This is a genomic window from Nostoc sp. DedQUE07, from assembly GCF_034530975.2.
In the GTDB taxonomy this organism is placed as follows: Bacteria; Cyanobacteriota; Cyanobacteriia; order Cyanobacteriales; family Nostocaceae; genus Nostoc.
The window spans coordinates 1-17,311 of the sequence record NZ_JAVRCC020000040.1 but is presented as its reverse complement, the minus strand read 5'-3'; the positions used below and the strand labels follow the sequence as shown (position 1 = coordinate 17,311).

15 protein-coding genes, 4 tRNA genes and 1 pseudogene are annotated in these 17,311 nt (G+C 40.6%); 10 read left to right on the top strand and 10 right to left on the bottom strand.

From position 1 onward, the window contains the following. Positions 1 to 31 precede the first annotated feature (31 nt). The 4 genes from RMZ95_RS24895 to RMZ95_RS24880 all read right to left on the bottom strand — a co-directional run bounded on the left by RMZ95_RS24895 (position 32) and on the right by RMZ95_RS24880 (position 4,697). Positions 32 to 1,096: a tetratricopeptide repeat protein gene (locus RMZ95_RS24895; RefSeq protein ID WP_322684880.1), complete on the bottom strand. Its 1,065-nt coding sequence runs from the start codon at positions 1,094 to 1,096 to the stop codon at positions 32 to 34. A 68-nt stretch (positions 1,097 to 1,164) separates the two neighbouring features. Continuing rightward, a complete protein-coding gene (locus tag RMZ95_RS24890; RefSeq protein WP_322684884.1) occupies positions 1,165 to 1,914 on the bottom strand; it encodes a 16S rRNA (uracil(1498)-N(3))-methyltransferase in 750 nt (249 codons plus the stop codon). An 87-nt stretch (positions 1,915 to 2,001) separates the two neighbouring features. Further along, the gene (sir, locus tag RMZ95_RS24885) at positions 2,002 to 3,918 is read right to left on the bottom strand and encodes a sulfite reductase, ferredoxin dependent (protein ID WP_322684881.1); all 1,917 of its coding nucleotides are present in this window, start codon (positions 3,916 to 3,918) and stop codon (positions 2,002 to 2,004) included. A 239-nt stretch (positions 3,919 to 4,157) separates the two neighbouring features. After that, entirely contained in the window at positions 4,158 to 4,697 is a 540-nt protein-coding gene (locus RMZ95_RS24880) for an outer membrane beta-barrel protein (RefSeq protein ID WP_322669656.1), read from the bottom strand. A gap of 391 nt (positions 4,698 to 5,088) precedes the next feature. On the opposite strand from RMZ95_RS24880, the gene RMZ95_RS24875 reads away from it, so the two are divergent. Both RMZ95_RS24875 and RMZ95_RS24870 read left to right on the top strand, forming a co-directional pair. Then, positions 5,089 to 6,030, top strand: coding sequence for an ADP-ribosylglycohydrolase family protein (locus RMZ95_RS24875; RefSeq protein ID WP_409883719.1), 942 nt, complete (start codon positions 5,089 to 5,091; stop codon positions 6,028 to 6,030). Positions 6,031 to 6,116: 86 nt separating this feature from the next. Beyond that, the gene (locus RMZ95_RS24870) at positions 6,117 to 7,058 is read left to right on the top strand and encodes an ADP-ribosylglycohydrolase family protein (RefSeq protein ID WP_409883717.1); all 942 of its coding nucleotides are present in this window, start codon (positions 6,117 to 6,119) and stop codon (positions 7,056 to 7,058) included. A 75-nt stretch (positions 7,059 to 7,133) separates the two neighbouring features. Here RMZ95_RS24870 and RMZ95_RS24865 read toward each other — a convergent pair whose 3' ends face one another. The 3 genes from RMZ95_RS24865 to RMZ95_RS24855 all read right to left on the bottom strand — a co-directional run bounded on the left by RMZ95_RS24865 (position 7,134) and on the right by RMZ95_RS24855 (position 9,814). Further along, positions 7,134 to 8,141: a transposase gene (locus tag RMZ95_RS24865; RefSeq protein WP_322686922.1), complete on the bottom strand. Its 1,008-nt coding sequence runs from the start codon at positions 8,139 to 8,141 to the stop codon at positions 7,134 to 7,136. Positions 8,142 to 8,162: 21 nt separating this feature from the next. Further along, positions 8,163 to 9,014: a hypothetical protein gene (locus RMZ95_RS24860; protein WP_322669653.1), complete on the bottom strand. Its 852-nt coding sequence runs from the start codon at positions 9,012 to 9,014 to the stop codon at positions 8,163 to 8,165. A 140-nt stretch (positions 9,015 to 9,154) separates the two neighbouring features. Next, on the bottom strand, positions 9,155 to 9,814 hold the full coding sequence (locus RMZ95_RS24855; RefSeq protein ID WP_322669652.1) for an Npun_F0813 family protein: 660 nt from the start codon (positions 9,812 to 9,814) through the stop codon (positions 9,155 to 9,157). Positions 9,815 to 10,172: 358 nt separating this feature from the next. Between RMZ95_RS24855 and RMZ95_RS24850 the strand changes: the two genes are divergently transcribed. Both RMZ95_RS24850 and RMZ95_RS24845 read left to right on the top strand, forming a co-directional pair. Further along, positions 10,173 to 10,245: transfer RNA gene (locus RMZ95_RS24850), tRNA-Arg, on the top strand. Positions 10,246 to 10,314: 69 nt separating this feature from the next. Continuing rightward, complete coding sequence (locus RMZ95_RS24845; RefSeq protein ID WP_322686923.1) at positions 10,315 to 10,998, top strand: group I intron-associated PD-(D/E)XK endonuclease; 684 nt, start codon at positions 10,315 to 10,317, stop codon at positions 10,996 to 10,998. Between the two features lie 2 nt (positions 10,999 to 11,000). Here the strand turns inward: RMZ95_RS24845 and RMZ95_RS24840 are convergent. From RMZ95_RS24840 to nadA, 3 genes are all read right to left on the bottom strand, one after another. Continuing rightward, a tRNA-Thr gene (locus tag RMZ95_RS24840) sits at positions 11,001 to 11,072 on the bottom strand. A gap of 87 nt (positions 11,073 to 11,159) precedes the next feature. After that, positions 11,160 to 11,245, bottom strand: a tRNA-Tyr gene (locus RMZ95_RS24835). A gap of 124 nt (positions 11,246 to 11,369) precedes the next feature. Further along, positions 11,370 to 12,344 (bottom strand): quinolinate synthase NadA, encoded by a 975-nt coding sequence (gene nadA / locus RMZ95_RS24830; RefSeq protein ID WP_322686924.1) that lies wholly within the window; start codon positions 12,342 to 12,344, stop codon positions 11,370 to 11,372. Between the two features lie 149 nt (positions 12,345 to 12,493). Between nadA and RMZ95_RS24825 the strand changes: the two genes are divergently transcribed. From RMZ95_RS24825 to RMZ95_RS24800, 6 genes and pseudogenes are all read left to right on the top strand, one after another. Further along, entirely contained in the window at positions 12,494 to 13,414 is a 921-nt protein-coding gene (locus tag RMZ95_RS24825) for a TIGR04168 family protein (RefSeq protein ID WP_322686925.1), read from the top strand. A gap of 131 nt (positions 13,415 to 13,545) precedes the next feature. Further along, positions 13,546 to 13,630, top strand: a tRNA-Ser gene (locus RMZ95_RS24820). Between the two features lie 368 nt (positions 13,631 to 13,998). Further along, entirely contained in the window at positions 13,999 to 16,008 is a 2,010-nt protein-coding gene (locus tag RMZ95_RS24815) for an AAA-like domain-containing protein (RefSeq protein WP_322686926.1), read from the top strand. 132 nt (positions 16,009 to 16,140) lie between these two features. Then, positions 16,141 to 16,410, top strand: a complete 270-nt coding sequence (locus tag RMZ95_RS24810) for a hypothetical protein (protein WP_099099929.1) — start codon at positions 16,141 to 16,143, stop codon at positions 16,408 to 16,410. After that, on the top strand, positions 16,407 to 16,868 hold the full coding sequence (locus tag RMZ95_RS24805) for a type II toxin-antitoxin system VapC family toxin (protein WP_322686927.1): 462 nt from the start codon (positions 16,407 to 16,409) through the stop codon (positions 16,866 to 16,868). Before RMZ95_RS24810 ends, RMZ95_RS24805 begins: the two co-directional genes overlap by 4 nt. Before the next feature lie 168 nt (positions 16,869 to 17,036). After that, positions 17,037 to 17,261, top strand: a pseudogene (locus tag RMZ95_RS24800) (acyl-CoA thioesterase); the annotation flags it as partial. Between the last annotated feature and the right edge of the window lie 50 nt (positions 17,262 to 17,311).

The following is a 17,311-nucleotide window of genomic DNA, read 5'->3' as shown; positions in this document are numbered from 1 at the left end:
TAATTACGAATTACGAATTACGAATTACGAATTATTTAACAAACACCAGTCCACTATACAAATGAAAAGCTGAATCCCAATTAGTCTGTTCTCGACGAAACAAATCGATGTGAGACTTGATATGACTCAACATTTCTGTTTGATCTAATGTTGTATCTGCAAAAGGCGTGAAATCTGACCAGATTTTGACTTGAGGTAGTTGCTGGTCAATCCAACTTGATAAACTATTCCAATTAATTCTGATTGTATTTTGGCTAGCTTGAGGAATGATTTCTAAACCTTGCTGGAATTCATAGCCATTATCATAAAGTCGGAGAATAGAACGCCTACCAGGTATGTGTAAATCACAAAACTGAGCATAGTCTTGTGTTTGGGTTTTCCATTCCAGTTTACGGCGAGCATCAACATCTACAACTTGTTCAAAAATGGGCAAAAGTCCTACTACTCTCGCTGTGACTTCTGACCAGTCAAAGGTGAGAGAACCAAGTTGATTGACTTCGTTTCGGCAAACAACAGTAGCTTGTGGGGTAGATGCTTGGAAATGTTTGACTTGATAAACTTGAATTTGCTGAATTTGCGCTATTGTTGCCCAAAAGCAAGGAATACCAGCCTGCTGTAGCTGTTTGCCATAAAATTTTAGTTCTCCTACTTGGCCAGTGCGGTACAATCTCCAGCCACGACTTGGGAGTACCAGCCGTGCAGTGTAGGGGTCTAGCTGCATAATCTGGGCGAATTTTCGAGACACTTCTGTTTTCAATTCGTTACTGAGTGGCTCTAAGACTAGTACGCCAAGTTCGGTGTTATTTGGTTCAGATTTTGCTTGGGAAATAGCTCTTTGTCTTTCTTCTAGCTCCATTTCTTGTAGGCGTCGCAAACCTTGGCGTGCGAGCGTTACTATTTTGGCGTTCCTTGTATCTCGCAGCAATTGCCGATAAATTTGTTCTGCATCTTGGCGCTTTTGGGATACTTCATGGAGCCGACCGAGATAATATTGTACCCAAGGATTTTCGGGTGATTCTTTTTGCAGCTGTTTGAGTAATTTAGCTGCTGTTTGATAATCTTTATGCTCAAAGGCGATCGCAACTTGCTCAATCATCACTTACTCTAAATACACGTTGGAGTGATGTCTCGCGCAAAAGTAATTTTGCGTGAGCTATTAATCATTTATACTTCACAACTTGCGGTAATCAAGGATAATGCTACTACTGGGGCTGTAACTGCTCTCAGGATGCGGCGACCAAGAGAAACAGGCTGAAATCCAGCTGACTTTGCATTCTCAATTTCTTCTGTTGTCCATCCCCCTTCTGGGCCAGTAGCAATGACAATTGTTTCTTGTCCTTTGTCATTTGTCATTTGTCCTTTGTGGTGTAAGCAATCTTTTAAATGGGGAAACTCACCACGCGCGACACAAATATATTGTTGGCTATTCGCCAATGACAAATGACTAATGACTGATGACAAACCCGTATTAAAAGCAACAGGCTCTAAAATTGTCGGCACGAATGAGCGTTCTGATTGTTCGGCGGCTTCGGCTGCAATGCGCCGCCAGCGTTCGAGCTTTTGAGGACTAGGATGAAGTAAAGTGCGATCGCTCAATACTGGTGCAATACAAGTTACTCCCAACTCTGTACAACACCGCACCACTTCATCAAATCCATTGCCTTTGGGCAACGCCACTATCAGGATAATTGATACAAGTAATTCTGTTTCTACTACAAGCGGTTCTAAAACCTGTGCTTGTTCCCCTGCTAGCTGCGCTAACCACCATTTTCCTTTACCATCCATTGCAATAAAGCGATCGCCTTCACGCAAGCGCAACACACGCCCCAAATAATGCTGCTGTTCTTTGGTGAGTAAAATTTGCCCTTGTTGAAATTGGGAGGGTGCGATCGCAATTCTTTGCAGTTGAGACATGGGATTTTGGAATTTCAAGAATATCAAATCAAAGATGGACACAGATAAATCCATCTGTGTCCATCATGGTTTAATTATTTATTCGGCTTACGAAAGATTCTGGAAGTAAACCTCTAGCGCTTCAGTAACTAACTGAGTCATCGGCTTACCTTGACTTTCTGCTACTTCTTTCAACTTGCCATAAACCTCTTCTTTCAAATTGACCCGATGACGCGATTTGTTTGCACCATTAGCTGTTTGCGGTTCGTAGCTAGCAGCAAATTCGCGGATGGCATCAAAACCAACGCGATCGCAAAAATCACCAAACTTTTCTTTCGATTTGCGAGATTTCTTAAAGTAGACAAAAATCGGCTCTAAGAAGGTTTCCAAGTCATTATGGTGCAGCTTTTCTATGTAAGGTTGCGCCAGTCGAGTTTGATTTGCCGAACCCCCTAACCATAATTGGTAAGATTCTGGGGCGCTACCGACAAAGCCCAATTCTGCTAAGTAGGGACGAGCGCAACCGTTGGGGCATCCAGTCATCCTTACCACAAAATGCTCTTTTTGTAAACCAACTTTATCCAAAAGGGCGCGAACTCTTTCCAAAATACCCGGTATTGCTCGTTCTGATTCCGTGATTGCCAAGCCGCAAGTGGGCAAAGCCGGACAAGCCATTGCATACCGTACTAAAGGTTCGATTTTACTGGGGTCGTCTACGACACCGTGACGGCTGAGAATGTCTTGAATAGCTTGCTTGCTATCTGGTTCGATATCGTAAAAAATCAGGTTATGGTTGGCACTCAGGCGGATGTGTAAGTTGAACTGCTCGACAATTTCCCGCAAAGCGGTTTTCAGTTGAAACGAACCTTCATCTTTGATTCGACCATTGTCAATGGAAATTCCTAAGAATAGCTTGCCATCACCTTGTTCATTCCAGCCGAGGAAGTCGTAATATTTAAACTCTGGCAGTGGTTTGAAGGCTTCAATTGATTTACCGAAATATTCTTCAACTTGGGCACGGAATTTATCTAGGCCCCAATCGTTGATTAAATATTTTAATCTGGCATGACGACGGTCGGTGCGATCGCCATAATCTCTCTGGGTAGCAACAATCGCTTTTACTATGTCGTAAACGTCATCCTTCGCCACATAACCGATGGGGTCTGCTAACCTAGCGAAAGTTTCTTCTTTACCGTGGGTTCTACCTAAACCACCACCAGCAAAAATATTAAATCCTTCTAATTGCTTCTTTTTATTGGTAATCACTACCAACGTCAGGTCTTGAGAATACAAATCAATCGAATTATCCCCTGGCACTGTCACGCAAATTTTAAACTTGCGAGGCATATAGTACGTGCCATAAATCGGTTCTTCGTTGTCATGAATAATTGTGCCATTCCCATTGCGCTGTCGGGCTGCCTTCACCTCTGGGTCTTCTTCAGCACTAATTGCTTTTTCGCCATCTAACCAAATTTCGTAATAAGCGCCTGTCTGTGCTGTCAGCAAGTCAGCAATATTCTGGGCATAGTCCCAAGCATACTGATACTCTGGGCGATTCTTAAAAGGGGCTGGTGGTGCCATCACGTTGCGGTTGATGTCGCCGCAAGCTCCCAAAGTCGAACCCAGGTTCTTGACAATCGTGGCAATTGCTGATTTAAGATTCTTCTTTAAAATTCCGTGCAGTTGGAAACCTTGACGCGTAGTTGCTCGTAACGTGTGGTTGCCATACTCATCAGCTATTTTATCTAAAGCCAGATATAGCTGCGGCGGTACTAAACCACCCGGATTTTTTGTCCGCAGCATAAACTGGTAATCTTTTTCCTGTCCCTTGGTGCGGTTGTCGCGGTTATCCTGCTGATAAGAACCGTGATACTTCAAAAGCTGTACCGCATTTTCAGTAAAATGGGTAGTGTCTTGAAGGATTTCAGTTGCTACAGGTTCACGCAAAAAATTACTATTTTCCTTGATCCCTTCTACTTTGGAAGGCTTACGGCTAGCGATGGGGGAAGGAGCAGATTTAACCATTAGACTTGTATAGTATTCTCAATAAAGCATTAGTAGACGCCGAATCAGCACCCTTCGGCTAGTTTATCCCCGGTAATCCGGCCGGAATAATGAGGAATATTTTAATTTTATCACGGCAAAAGCTGGCTTTGTCAGTGATGTAATACTTAACAAAACCAGCTTTTTGGAGTAGTGAGTGAAGAAGTGCTGAGTCCTAAGTACTAAGTAAAGTATAAACTGACTGAGGACTCAATAATTTTTTATTTGAAGCGATAGCCAAGACCACCGTTGATGGTAACAGCAGAAGCATCACTATTTTGGTAGGCACCAAGTCCTACTTTAGCGTTAGTGTAGACGAGGAAGTTATTAGCAACTTCCGATTCAACACCAGCACCTACCACTACTGAATCTTTGTTACCTATAGGAGTTGGTGAGCCATCTTTCTCTACAAAAGAATAACCACCAGTTAAATAAGCATTAGTTCTATTAGCGATAGGCACATCCACAGAAACTTCTGGGATAATGGCACTTGTTTTATCACTCCAGAGGACATTACCGCGTGCAGAAAATGGCGTAGTTCCTAATTTCACGCGACCTGTAACATTACCACCAAATGTGGCATCATCGTTGATACCTTGTCCGCCACTGGTAACGCCAGCGGCAACACCAGCACCAACATAGCTAGCATCAGTACCCTTTTTAGTTTCAGCAGAAGCTTGACCAGCTGATAGAACAAAAGGAGCAACTATTAAGGAAGACAATGCAGAAATTGTCACGAAAGACTTGAGTAAGCGTTTCATAATTTTTACCAAAATTTGTATTTTTTACTTGTATATTCCAGGTCGAAAATAAAGTGATAATGTTCCAAATGATTCCCAATTTTTATTAAAAAATTGTTGTGGTTAATGTATAAAGCTTACAGGATAACTATCCCTTAAATTGATAAATAAGCTGTTATAATTACATCTCAATGTCTTTACATTCTGTCTGTTTGTTCCCCCAATAGACGCTTTTAAAACTGTCACAATATTTGGAACTAAAAATAAGTCGGGATATGGTAAATAAAATACCCGATTAATAATTTTTGCCTACCTTTTCACAGATGATAAAGTAGGCTGTAACATCTGTTGCAACAAGCTATAGAGGGAATCTATAAAGTTAATTTTGAGCAATTCTTGTGGAGATTGAATAATGCTAACCGCTACAAAAACGTTATCTGGTTTGATGGGTTTATGTGTCGGTGATGCGTTGGGTGTGCCAGTGGAGTTTACTAGCCGTGCTGAACGAGTAAAATCTCCAGTGACAACGATGCAAGGTTATGGCACATGGAATCAACCACCAGGAACTTGGTCAGATGACAGTTCCTTAAGCTTTTGCTTGGCAGAATGCCTTTGTCGGGGGTATTCGTTGGATGCGATAGCCAATTCCTTCTGGCGCTGGTATAAGGAGGCTTACTGGACTCCCCGTGGCGATGTCTTTGATATTGGTCAAACTACCCACACAGCAATTATGCGCCTGAAACAGGGAGTTGTTCCCCATCAGGCCGGTGGTAAGGTTGAAAATACTAATGGCAATGGTTCTTTAATGAGAATCTTGCCGATGGCTTATTGTCACAGAAGCTTAACTTTAGCCGAATTGCTGGCGCGGGTGCATGATGTTTCGGCAATTACTCATGCTCATGCGCGATCGCAAATGGCCTGTGGCATTTATATTAGTATTGCAGTGGCGCTCTTAGAAGGGGCTGACCCCCAAACAGCTTATTTACAAGGACTGCAAGATATCCAAACAATTTATTCTGTCCGAGAATTTTTATTAGAGAAGCCGCATTTTGGCAGAATTTTCAGTGGTGAGATTGCCAAGATACCAGTGGAAGAGATTAATTCTGGTGGCTATGTGATTGATACTTTAGAATCATCCCTGTGGTGTTTGTTAAATAGTTCGTCTTATTCTGAAGCTGTACTGAAAGCTGTCAACTTAGGCGGAGATACAGATACTACCGCTGCTGTCACTGGTGGATTAGCGGGAATTTACTACGGCGTGGAAAATATTCCCAAACAATGGATAAATCAAATTGCTCGTAGACAGGACATTATTTACTTAGCAGAACGTTTTGCAAGGGCTGTCTACAGCTAGTTTGGAATTAAAAATTATACCAAGCGTTTGATAACCGGCTTTTCGCAAGTAAAATCAGTTGTAGAAAAGTTTCATACTGGTTGACAATGCTCACCTCTGCAAAAACGTTGTCTGGTTTGATGGGTTTATGTGTTGGTGATGCATTGGGTGTGCCAGTGGAATTCACCAGCCGCGCTGAAAGAGTAAAATCTCCAGTCATATCGATGCTGGGTTATGGAACTTGGGATGTTCCTGCTGGTACATGGTCAGATGACAGTTCTCTGACTTTTTGCTTGGCAGAATGTCTTTGTGAGGGATTTTCACTGGATGCGATTGCTAATTCCTTCTGGCGCTGGTATCACGAAAGTTACTGGACTGCTCAAGGTGAAGTATTTGATATCGGTAACACCACATTTTTAGCAATTGTGAACTGGAAACAAGGAACTCCACCCCTGAAAGCAGGTGGTACTAGTGAAAATAGTAATGGTAATGGTTCTTTAATGAGAATCTTGCCGATGGCTTATTGTCACAAAAGTTTATCTCTGGATGAATTGATTGCACGGGTACATCAAGTTTCTTCCATTACCCACGCTCATCTCCGTTCTCAAATGGCCTGTGGCATTTATATTAGTATTGCAGTGGCGCTCTTAGAAGGGGCTGACCCCCAAACAGCTTATTTACAAGGACTGCAAGATATCCAAACAATTTATTCTGTCCGAGAATTTTTATTAGAGAAGCCGCATTTTGGCAGAATTTTCAGTGGTGAGATTGCCAAGATACCAGTGGAAGAGATTAATTCTGGTGGCTATGTGATTGATACTTTAGAATCATCCCTGTGGTGTTTGTTAAATAGCTCGTCTTATTCTGAAGCTGTACTGAAAGCTGTCAACTTAGGCGGAGATACAGATACTACCGCTGCTGTCACTGGTGGATTAGCGGGAATTTACTACGGCGTGGAAAATATTCCCAAACAATGGATAAATCAAATTGCTCGTAGACAGGACATTATTTACTTAGCAGAGCGTTTTGCAAGGGCTGTCTACACTTAGGTTAGGAGTTAAAAGTTAAGAGTTAAGAATTATGAAACTCTAAACTCCTAACTCCTAACTCCTAACTTCTAACTCTTAAACCGTAGACAAAGAATAGACCTGACCATCAATTAGCAGTCGTGTAATGCCCTTAGCTTGGAGATGAGTCCGAGCCTTATGCAGCATTTTACTATCAGGAACTTTAATCACGCGATCGCGTTTAGTAGAAAAACGCTTGGCGACGCGATGGTTATCAAACACCGGCAGAGTTCTTTGCTGGGTTTCCAGGCTGGGAATTTGTCCCAAATCACCAAAGTCTTTCAGAGGACGGGTAATTAATTCTGAGGAACGGTCAATTACCAAATAGCAAGTTTTGGGCAAATTGGCTATCGACAGTGGTAAAACTTCAACTGATGCTTCACCTGGTCTTCTTCTTGTAACTAAAGGTCTTTGCTCATCCAGGTCATCATCATCAAAGTCTTCTTCCTCAAAGTCGTCATCCTCTAAATCATCATCATCTAAATCATCCAAATCCTCTGATTCGTCGAGCAAATCTTCGCCTAGCATGTGCGCGATGACAGCCGCTCCTGGATGTTCATTCTTTAGCGGTGGGATAGGGATGCTGACTATTTCCGGCGGCTTTGGCTCTGGAGTTTCTAATTTATCTGCTGTGACTCGGAGTTTCGGTTTCTCCGTCGCCGAAGGGCGTCGCCGCACTCGTCTACTAGCAGCAATTGACTCCGCCGTTTCCTCTGAGTACACTTCCTGCTCTACACGAATTATCTTACGTGGTAGTGGCTCAACCTTTGGCACTTCCAAGGGTTGGCTTTCGCTGGGTGGAACTTCTATCTCCGGCTCTGGTTCTGGTTGACTCAGCAGTGGTAACTGCTCGTAGCTCACCTGTGCCCTTCCTTCAGGAGTTCTCGCAGCCCGCTTTAAGGAGACTAAGTATTCATACTCATCTTCTGGCAAAGTGCTTTTGAGCAGGCGACTAATTGTCGAATTACTCACACCATAGCGGTCTGCCAAAGTTGAGGTTGTTTCAGCAGTCTCTCGATATAACTTAAGAATTTCTTGCTTGTCAGAGTCTGTTAGTTTTCTCACGGTAGATACCAAAAATCTTTACTAAGCTCGTTTACGTCCGCTGGTACGCCGCGTTCGTCTTAGTGATGCGTCATATTCTAAGGCAGCGCCCATACCAAATAACACTCCACTAAACACCCAAAACACTTCTAATATTTCTCCACTTTGATAATTGGGGCCTTGGGCATATTTAAACCACATATCTGCAATGTAGAGCGAAAAGGCCGCCGCTGCAATCATTCGCCAAGACTGGGAAACTCTTCCCCCCCAAAAGGCTAGTAGCAGAGTGGTAGCAATAATTAACAAAACTACATCGCTAACTACGTAAAACCAATTCAAAATAGCGACTAGCAGTTCTGAGGGTGTTTCTTGTTGCATAGAAATCCACCATGCCAACAAACTACCGAACACTGCAATTGCTAATACAATTAGCCACTGCCATTTTTCCAGATTGATTCGCCTGGAAGCCACAGCTAAAATCATGCCTGCGCCAAGTAATAGATAAGTCAGTACAAAAAATATATCGCCCACAGACACATCCGGTTCATCTTTTAAAACTATTTCGGTATAACCGAAAATTATCCCTCCAACGAAATAAGAAAGCATACCTAGCCCAATTAAGAGCCAAACATTCCGCCCACTGACGATTTGCGGACTCAGCCAGTTCCTCAAGCATAAGATACTGGCACCCAAATAAGCTAAAGCTTCAAAAATATTTGTGCCAATCACATACCACTCGGCTCGGCTTTCTATGCCATCGGCTCCAGGAACTTTGGCACTAAATAACAAAAAGTATAGCAGTGCCAGTACGGCCCAGCCAATATTAGCTAAGACAATGTTCTGAGTAGTGAAAATTGATTTAGAAAGGAACGAATTCTCGTAAGAGTTACTCATAGGACTTGACTATGTAGATGCACTCTGGCAGTATTTTGAGTTAAAGGACTGTATATCTAGCAGTGTGTCTATTAGGTAATACACAATCGGACACCAAAAGCAAGTGCCAGTGGCAGGAATTTTGTGAAAAAATTTCCCTGCTACTGCCATAGTTTACCCAGTGGCGATTGATTTAGCCAAGTGATAAACAGCGATCGCTCGGCTTCTGGCATATCTTCTAGCTTATAAATTACTTGTTTGGTAAAATTAGCATTGCCAAAATAGGCTTTTCCTAATCTATGCAGTTCTTGTAACAGGATAACTACATGATTTTCTTGCCAATCAGGTATTTTGGCTGTTGGCAAAGGATTAGTAGATACCAGATATTTCACTGCTTCTAAGGAAGATGCTTGGGGAAATTGTTTTTGCTTGAACACCTCCGCAATATCTTTTTCAAATAATGCAGCTTGTCTAGCACCTAAAAACTCTTCAATGTCGATAGAAACACCCTGCAACAGCAAAATACCGGCTTGGATTAAAATCGCCGTTTTGCCATGATTACCTGTGTCACTATCTAGTTGCTCTAAACGGATTTTACCCCAAACACTAAAGCGTTCCGGTTCCTCCAGCAAAACACAGGCTTTACCTCGGTTATCCGTTAATTCTCTCCATAAGGCTCTAGCTTCTTCCTCTTGACTAGCTTTGAAAACACTAATCAAGCGGAAAGTCTGCCCTTGATAACTAAGAATCGGCACCTGCTGATCCTTTTTTGGGTGCTGAATGCTTGATATTTCAACATCCTGCCGTTTGAGAATAAACATGGCACTAGCAAATAACTCCTCACAGGGGCACTCTTAATATGGAATATATAATGGCATTTGGCAGTATCGCCAAGGCTGAAATTACCTAGCATACTGTAGGAATGAGCCTCGCGATCGCCAGATTCTTCCCGAAGGTAGCCGCCCAGAGGACGTTAGCGCTAACGGGCAAATAACCCCTTGACAACACAATATATCTAAACCAATACCCCATCTGTTTCGTTTTCAGTGTAGATTGCACTAACTAGCGACTAGCATCTTAGCCTTGCTAGTGGTAAATCTGCAATTTTCGATTGCTTCTTGTTACGTCGAAACGATATAATAGTTAAGATGACTCTTTTGGGAGCCATTATTTTGTTTTGGGCGCGTAGCTCAGTGGATAGAGCAATTGCCTTCTAAGCAATCGGCCGCAGGTTCGAACCCTGCCGCGCTCGTTTTTACTCAATATGAACCTTCAAGCACCGTGAAGTGATATAATTATTTCCTCAAATGAGGGTTCGTTATTGCTGCATCATACTAAGAACAAAGGCGATATTGCTGCTACAAAAGCGATCGCCGATCTAACTTTAAAAGGATACTTAATTCTCACACCATTTGTTTGTGAGCATTTATCTTTTGATTTTGTTGCCTACAAAGACGATAAATTTTACAAAATACAAGCTAAATACGCGGGAGATAATAGAGTAGTCAATAAAACTATTTGGGTAGATAAAAATGGTACTCATCAGAAGAAGTATAAAGAAAATGACTTTGACTTTTATGCTGTTTATCTGCCTGATATAGATAAAGTTGTTTATCCATCAATTAACTTTAATGGTTGCTACATAACTACTCAAATACCTAATTCAGCTACACCGTTTTACTGGTGGGAAGATTTTATAGATTTAACTGAAGCAGCGTCTAAGCGAACCTACAAGGAGTTTGGTGTTGACTTAACACCTAGAAAGGTTAACCCAGACTCTAGGATTCATACTAGAAAAGTAGAAAGGCCATCTAAAGAAGAACTAGAAAAACTAGTTTGGGAAAAGCCAACAGCGCAAATTGGGAAAGATTTTGGCGTATCTGATAAGGCTGTAGAAAAGTGGTGTAAGGCTTATGGGATAGAAAAGCCACCTAGAGGGTATTGGGTAAAGAAAGCTTATGGAAAAGTACAAGGACAGTTAACAATCCATGACGTATCAATTTAAAAAGCCCGTGACGAGGATTGAACTCGTGACCTCACCCTTACCAAGGGTGTGCTCTACCACTGAGCCACACGGGCAATATATAACTTTGATTTTTCAGTTTTAAGTTACAATGCTGGGAGCTTTGCTCTTAACCCAGTCATTATAACTTATAACTTCGTAAGTGGTGGGCCGGGCTGGATTTGAACCAGCGTAGGCGCTAGCCAACGGATTTACAGTCCGTCTCCATTAACCACTCGGACACCGACCCGATTTGTCTCACGATTTAAAATCTTAGCACCATGTTTTATAAATTGCAAGTTATTAGAAAAAATAACTTGCAGGTAGAGATCGCAACAAAACTGCGTCTCTACCATCTCGATAAAAAATACTGGTTACACGCTCATTTCCAGCATTCGTTGCATTGGTCGCAGTGCAGCCAGCCGAATGTCCTCTGACATGGTAATTTCGGGAGTACGATTTTTCATTGCCCAGTAAAGCTTTTCTAGGGTGTTTAATCGCATAAACGGACATTCGTTACAAGCGCAGTTATTCATTGGCGGGGCAGGAATAAAATGCTTGTCAGGAGCAAGTTTTTGCATTTGGTGAATGATTCCCGGCTCTGTCGCAACGATAAATTCTTTGGTGGGGCTACTTTGACAATACTTGAGTAAAGCGGCTGTGGAGCCAATAAAGCTGGCGTGGCGCAATACACTACTTTCACATTCTGGGTGTGCGATCGCCTCTGCTTCAGGATGGGCAATTTTTAACTGGACAATTTTCTTTTCCGAAAAGGTTTCATGGACAACACAGCTACCTTGCCATAGCACCAAATCTCTTCCCGTCTGTTCCATGACATACCGCCCCAAATTCCGATCTGGAGCAAAAATAATCGGCTGTTCTTTGGGTATCTGCTGCACAATTTTCACAGCGTTGGAACTAGTACAAATAATATCGCTCATCGCTTTGATATCAGCAGAACAGTTGATGTAAGACACCACCAAATGATTCGGATGCGCTGCTTTAAAAGCTGCAAACGCCTCTGGTGGACAACTGTCTGCTAAAGAACAACCAGCATCCAAATCTGGTAAAAGTACTAATTTATCAGGATTAAGTATCTTTGCTGTTTCTGCCATGAAGTGAACGCCAGCAAAGACAATCACATCCGCATTGGTTTTTTCGGCGGCTCTTGCTAGTTGTAATGAATCCCCAATAAAGTCTGCAATATCCTGAATATCTGGCTCTTGATAATAATGTGCCAGGATAACGGCGTTGAGTTCTTTTTTGAGACTCTGAATCGCGGCAAACAAATCTAGTAATAGTTCACCCAGTTGGGTGTTTTCTCTTTGAGCTAGTGCAGTGGTAAACACAGTTTAGGGGTGCTTTATGTTGCAAATTTATGTCCTGTGGAATCAATTATAGTAGTTTTTACCAAAAATAGTGGACGGTTGATATTTTCGGGTTGTGTCCAAATCGGGCTGAGTTTCATATCCTGGAGATAGACGGCAAGGAAAGTGGCATGACCAGTCAGAAAACTCAATCGATAAACCTCAAAATTGCTGTAGTTGGAGATATTCACGACCAATGGGAAGTGGAAGATGGCGTTGCACTCAAGCATTTGGGTGTTGACTTAGTGCTGTTTGTCGGGGATTTTGGCAATGAATCGGTGGAAGTGGTCAGAGCGATCGCTTCTCTCGATATTCCCAAAGCAGCCGTGATGGGCAACCACGATGCCTGGTACACCGCCACCGAATGGGGACGTAAAAAGGCTCCTTATGACCGCTCTAAGGAAGACTGGGTACAGGAACAACTCGATTTATTAGGTTCGTCCCATGTTGGTTACGGTAAGCTGGATTTTCCCGCTTGGAATTTAACTGTAGTGGGGGGTCGCCCCTTTACTTGGGGTGGCCCAGAGTGGAAATTCGCGGAAATCTGTAAAGAACGTTACGGTGTGACGAGTTTGGAAGAATCCGCCGATCGCATCTTCAAAGCTGTTAAAAGCGCCGCTTACGAGACAATTATATTTTTGGGTCACAATGGGCCTAGTGGGTTAGGCGATCGCCCCGAAGACCCCTGCGGTAAAGACTGGCACCCAATTGGCGGCGATTTTGGCGATCCAGATTTGGGCGAGGCGATTTCTCAAGCCTTGACTGCTGGTAAAACCATTCCTCTGGTGACATTTGGTCACATGCACCGAGATTTACGCCATACCAAAAAGGTGCAGCGCAAGCCCATCTTTAGAAGTCCAGAGGGGACAATTTACTTAAATGCGGCTAGTGTCCCCAGGATTGTGGAAAATGACGGCGATAAGTTGCGTAATTTTTCCATTGTCACCCTAGAGGCGGGTGTAGTTTCGCAAGTTTCCCTAGTTTGGGTGGGGAATGACTTTCAGGTGGCTAAGGGGGAAATTTTGTACGAGCGATCGCGTATTGTGTCGTAGATATTCGCATCCAGTAGTGCAATCTGCGTAGATGATACGATATAGTATTATCTGTCAGCTTTAGTGCTAACTAACAAAAGCGCCTGAATAGCGTCTGAAACTAGGATAAGCACAAGTTTGACAGATTTATTGGAGAGGTGGCAGAGTGGTCGATTGCGTCCGACTTGAAATCGGATGAGGCTAAAACCTCCGGGAGTTCGAATCTCCCCCTCTCCGTTGAATATTTTGCGAATAGTAGCAGCCAATGATAGTCATGATTACATCATGATTATGTTTTTCAATTGCCAGCTTAAACCTAATGTTTGACAATAGCTTTAAACATAGAGGTATTTTAACAGAGATACTTTTATCAAATTTTGGCTGCTATCACTAAATCTATAAGGCTGGCTGATAGAAGTGCAACATCCTTAAGCTTAACTATACACTTAGAATTTTAAGCAACATAAAGCACTTTTAAAATTAAAAGGATATTTATAATTTATACAATATAATTGAATTTTTCTATTGATACCAAGCTGTCATAGACAAGGCTTAGGCAGATAGAACATTTTCAATTTTGTAATATAAGGGTAATAAATTTAAGTATGCAAGAACAAATAAAACCGGGTTTACACGGACAAGTGCAACGTAAATTATACATACTGAGCGACGAAGAAGAAAAGATTCTTCAGAAGTTTGCTAATGAATGGTTTGTAACTAGGCTTGATGGTTTAAAAATCGGAGACAGAAGTGAATACAAGTATGCCTTAATTAAAGCACCTAAAAATTATCAGGAGCTTTTTAATTTTGAAAGAGAATTAATTATTATTTTTAGTGATTATGAGTCTTTTCAGCCTAGATCAACTGACGCGATTGATGCTGTTTCAGATCAACTTCAAGATTTAAGAATAGACAAAATATGTAGTGTTATGTTGAGTAAAGACGATAAAATAGAAGAAAAAATCAGAAACTATTTAAAGGAATCTCAAGAATCTCAGGTTATAGTTCCAATATCTTATAGCGAAATTTTGAATAATTATAGTGATTCTTATTTCTTAAGAAATAAATTTATAACCAATTTTTATACAAGGGACTTATTTGATTTTCAATCTCCATTAAAAAAAGATTTATACTTTTTTGGTAGAACCGATATTATTAATAGAATAGTAACTAGACATCTTTCAAATGAAAATTCAGGATTATTTGGATTACGAAAAACAGGAAAAACCTCTGTAATTTTTGGTGTTCAAAGGGCACTAGATAAAAGAGGTGCAAAATCAATTTTGATTAGTTGCGATGATACCAGTTTTCAACAAAGGAGATGGAATAAATGCTTACATTATATAATTTTACAAATTCACAAAAAATATAAATTAAATTTACTCTTGCAAACAGAAGATCAATATACAGAAGAAAATGCTTCTCAAATTTTTGCCGAAGAAATTTGTAGAATATATCATATATTTCAAAAAGAAAGCATTTTAATAATATTTGATGAAATCGAACGTATAACTTTTAATATTTCTAGTGTTACACACTGGGAGAAAAAATTTGATTTTATATTTTTCTGGCAAACTTTAAGAGCTAATTTCCAAAAATTAAATAATGTCTTCTCTTATTTAATCGTAGGAACTAACCCACTTTGTATAGAACAATCAAGTATTTTTGGGAAAGATAATCCTATTTTTCACTCAATACCAATTGAATACTTACCAAGATTTGATGTACCACAAACCAGAGATATGGTTAGAAAACTTGGGAGAATTATGGGATTGCAGTTTGAGGAAACAATTTATTCAAAATTAACGGAAGATTATGGTGGACATCCATTTTTAATCAGACAAGTATGTAGTTTAATCCATAAGCTAAACACTCAAAATTTACCAATTATAGTAGATAGAATTACGTATAATGAAGCTAAAAATGAATTTGATAAAAATCATGCTTCTAAGTATATTCAAATGATGGTTAGCGTATTAAGTGAGTTTTATCCTGACGAGTACGATTTACTAGAATATTTAGCCATTGGTGAGCTTAACTTTTTTAATCAGTATGCTAGTGAGTCAACAGAATATACTAATCATCTAAAAGGTTATGGAATTATCAGCCAGACTAGAGATGAATATGATTTTAAAATAGATGCAGTCAAACAGTATCTAATCCAAAAAAATAAATATAAAAAGGTTAATGCAAGCAATGGAGATATGTTAAATGAAATATCTCAAAGAAGAAATGCTTTAGAACCAAAGTTAAGGAAAATAGTTCGTACTCAGTTAAAAGCCAAATACGGCGAGAATCAAGCAAGAGAGAAATTATTAGTTTATTTTAGTAAAGAGGAACAAAAAAAGCATAATCACATAGCTTATAAAGATTTATTCGATCCTGATAAGGTAAATATATATTTTGAAATTTTGAGAAATATAATCAAAAAAGAATGGTCAACCTTTGAACACATTTTCTCACGTAAGCAAGATGAATTTAATTCAAAAATGGAAGCTATAAACAAGTATAGAGCTGATGCACATGCAAAACAGATGACACAAGATAAGATGGGTCACTTTAGAGACTGTATGACATGGATTGAAACCCATGTAAACGATTTTTTAGAAGACTAAAAATTAAATATTATTTAACCTCTATAATTAAAGATTCAAATACGTTATTAGAAAGCAAAAAGTATAATCACCCTCTATCCCTTATGGATATCATGCTACCATTACCAATAAATTCTTTTGGGAGTTCAATCAATGGCTACCCTTAATACGCTAAACATACCTGATGAGTTATATGAACAACTGCAAGAGTTAGCTAAAGCTGAAAATAGCTCAGTTGATGCTCAAGTTATTACAATATTGCAGAACGCTTTGCAGAAGACAAAAACACAGTTAACTGAGGACGAAAGACGAAAAAATGTCCCAAAACTCTTAGAGGAAATCCGTCTTCGCCGTGAGAGTCGCCAGACTGATGTGGAATGGCCTGATAGTACCGCGTTAATCCGAGAAGACCGAGACAGATGACTATCCCTCTCAGGTGTGTTGTAGACGCAAGTGTAGGTATTAAGCAATTTATACCAGACGAGCCACTAACTCCGAAAGTTAATCAACTGTTTGCTCATCTTGCCAATCCTCAAACTGCGATCTTTGTCCCAGACCTGTTTTACATTGAGTGTGGCAACATCATTTGGAAGTATGTCCGCGCCAGACTTTATGCTGTTGCTGATGTGCCAGCAGATTTAGCAACTCTCAAAAACTTCCCTTTACGTGTTGTCTCCACGGCTGATTTGATGGCGGATGCTGTTGCGATCGCATTAAATTATGGAATCTCCGCTTACGATGGCTCTTATGTAGCACTTTCACAGCAGATAGGTGCTACTTTGCTGACTCTTGATGGTAAGCTGGTGAAAGCTCTAGCCGCTTCGTCTTACAATGTTTCCTCGTTTAATGACTTCGAGGTTCCGCCGTTGGAGTCAATGTAGAAGCGATCGCTTTTCCTCACCCCAAAGCATTAGATAAGACTAAACATCTTGATACAAACTCAGAATTGGGAGAATAGAATTTTTCTCACCGATTTACTTAGTTGCAATAAAATTAGTTTGTAGATTAGGCAATAATCCTGCTGTTTTTTTAATATTCAATTGTCAAAAATGCCTTTTACTTATAACCGCACGGTTCGCTTTCAAGATACTGATGCTGCTGGGGTAGTTTATTTTGCTAACGTTTTGGGTATTTGCCATGAAGCTTATGAAGAATCTTTAGAAGCATCAAGTATTAATCTCAAAGATTTTTTTACTAATCCTTCTGTAGCTTTCCCCATTGTTCATGCTAGTGTCGATTTTTTGCGCCCTATGTTTGGTGGAGACAAGTTAGTGCGATTCGTTGATTAGACAATCTCGGTATCCAGCCCGTAAATAACTAATCC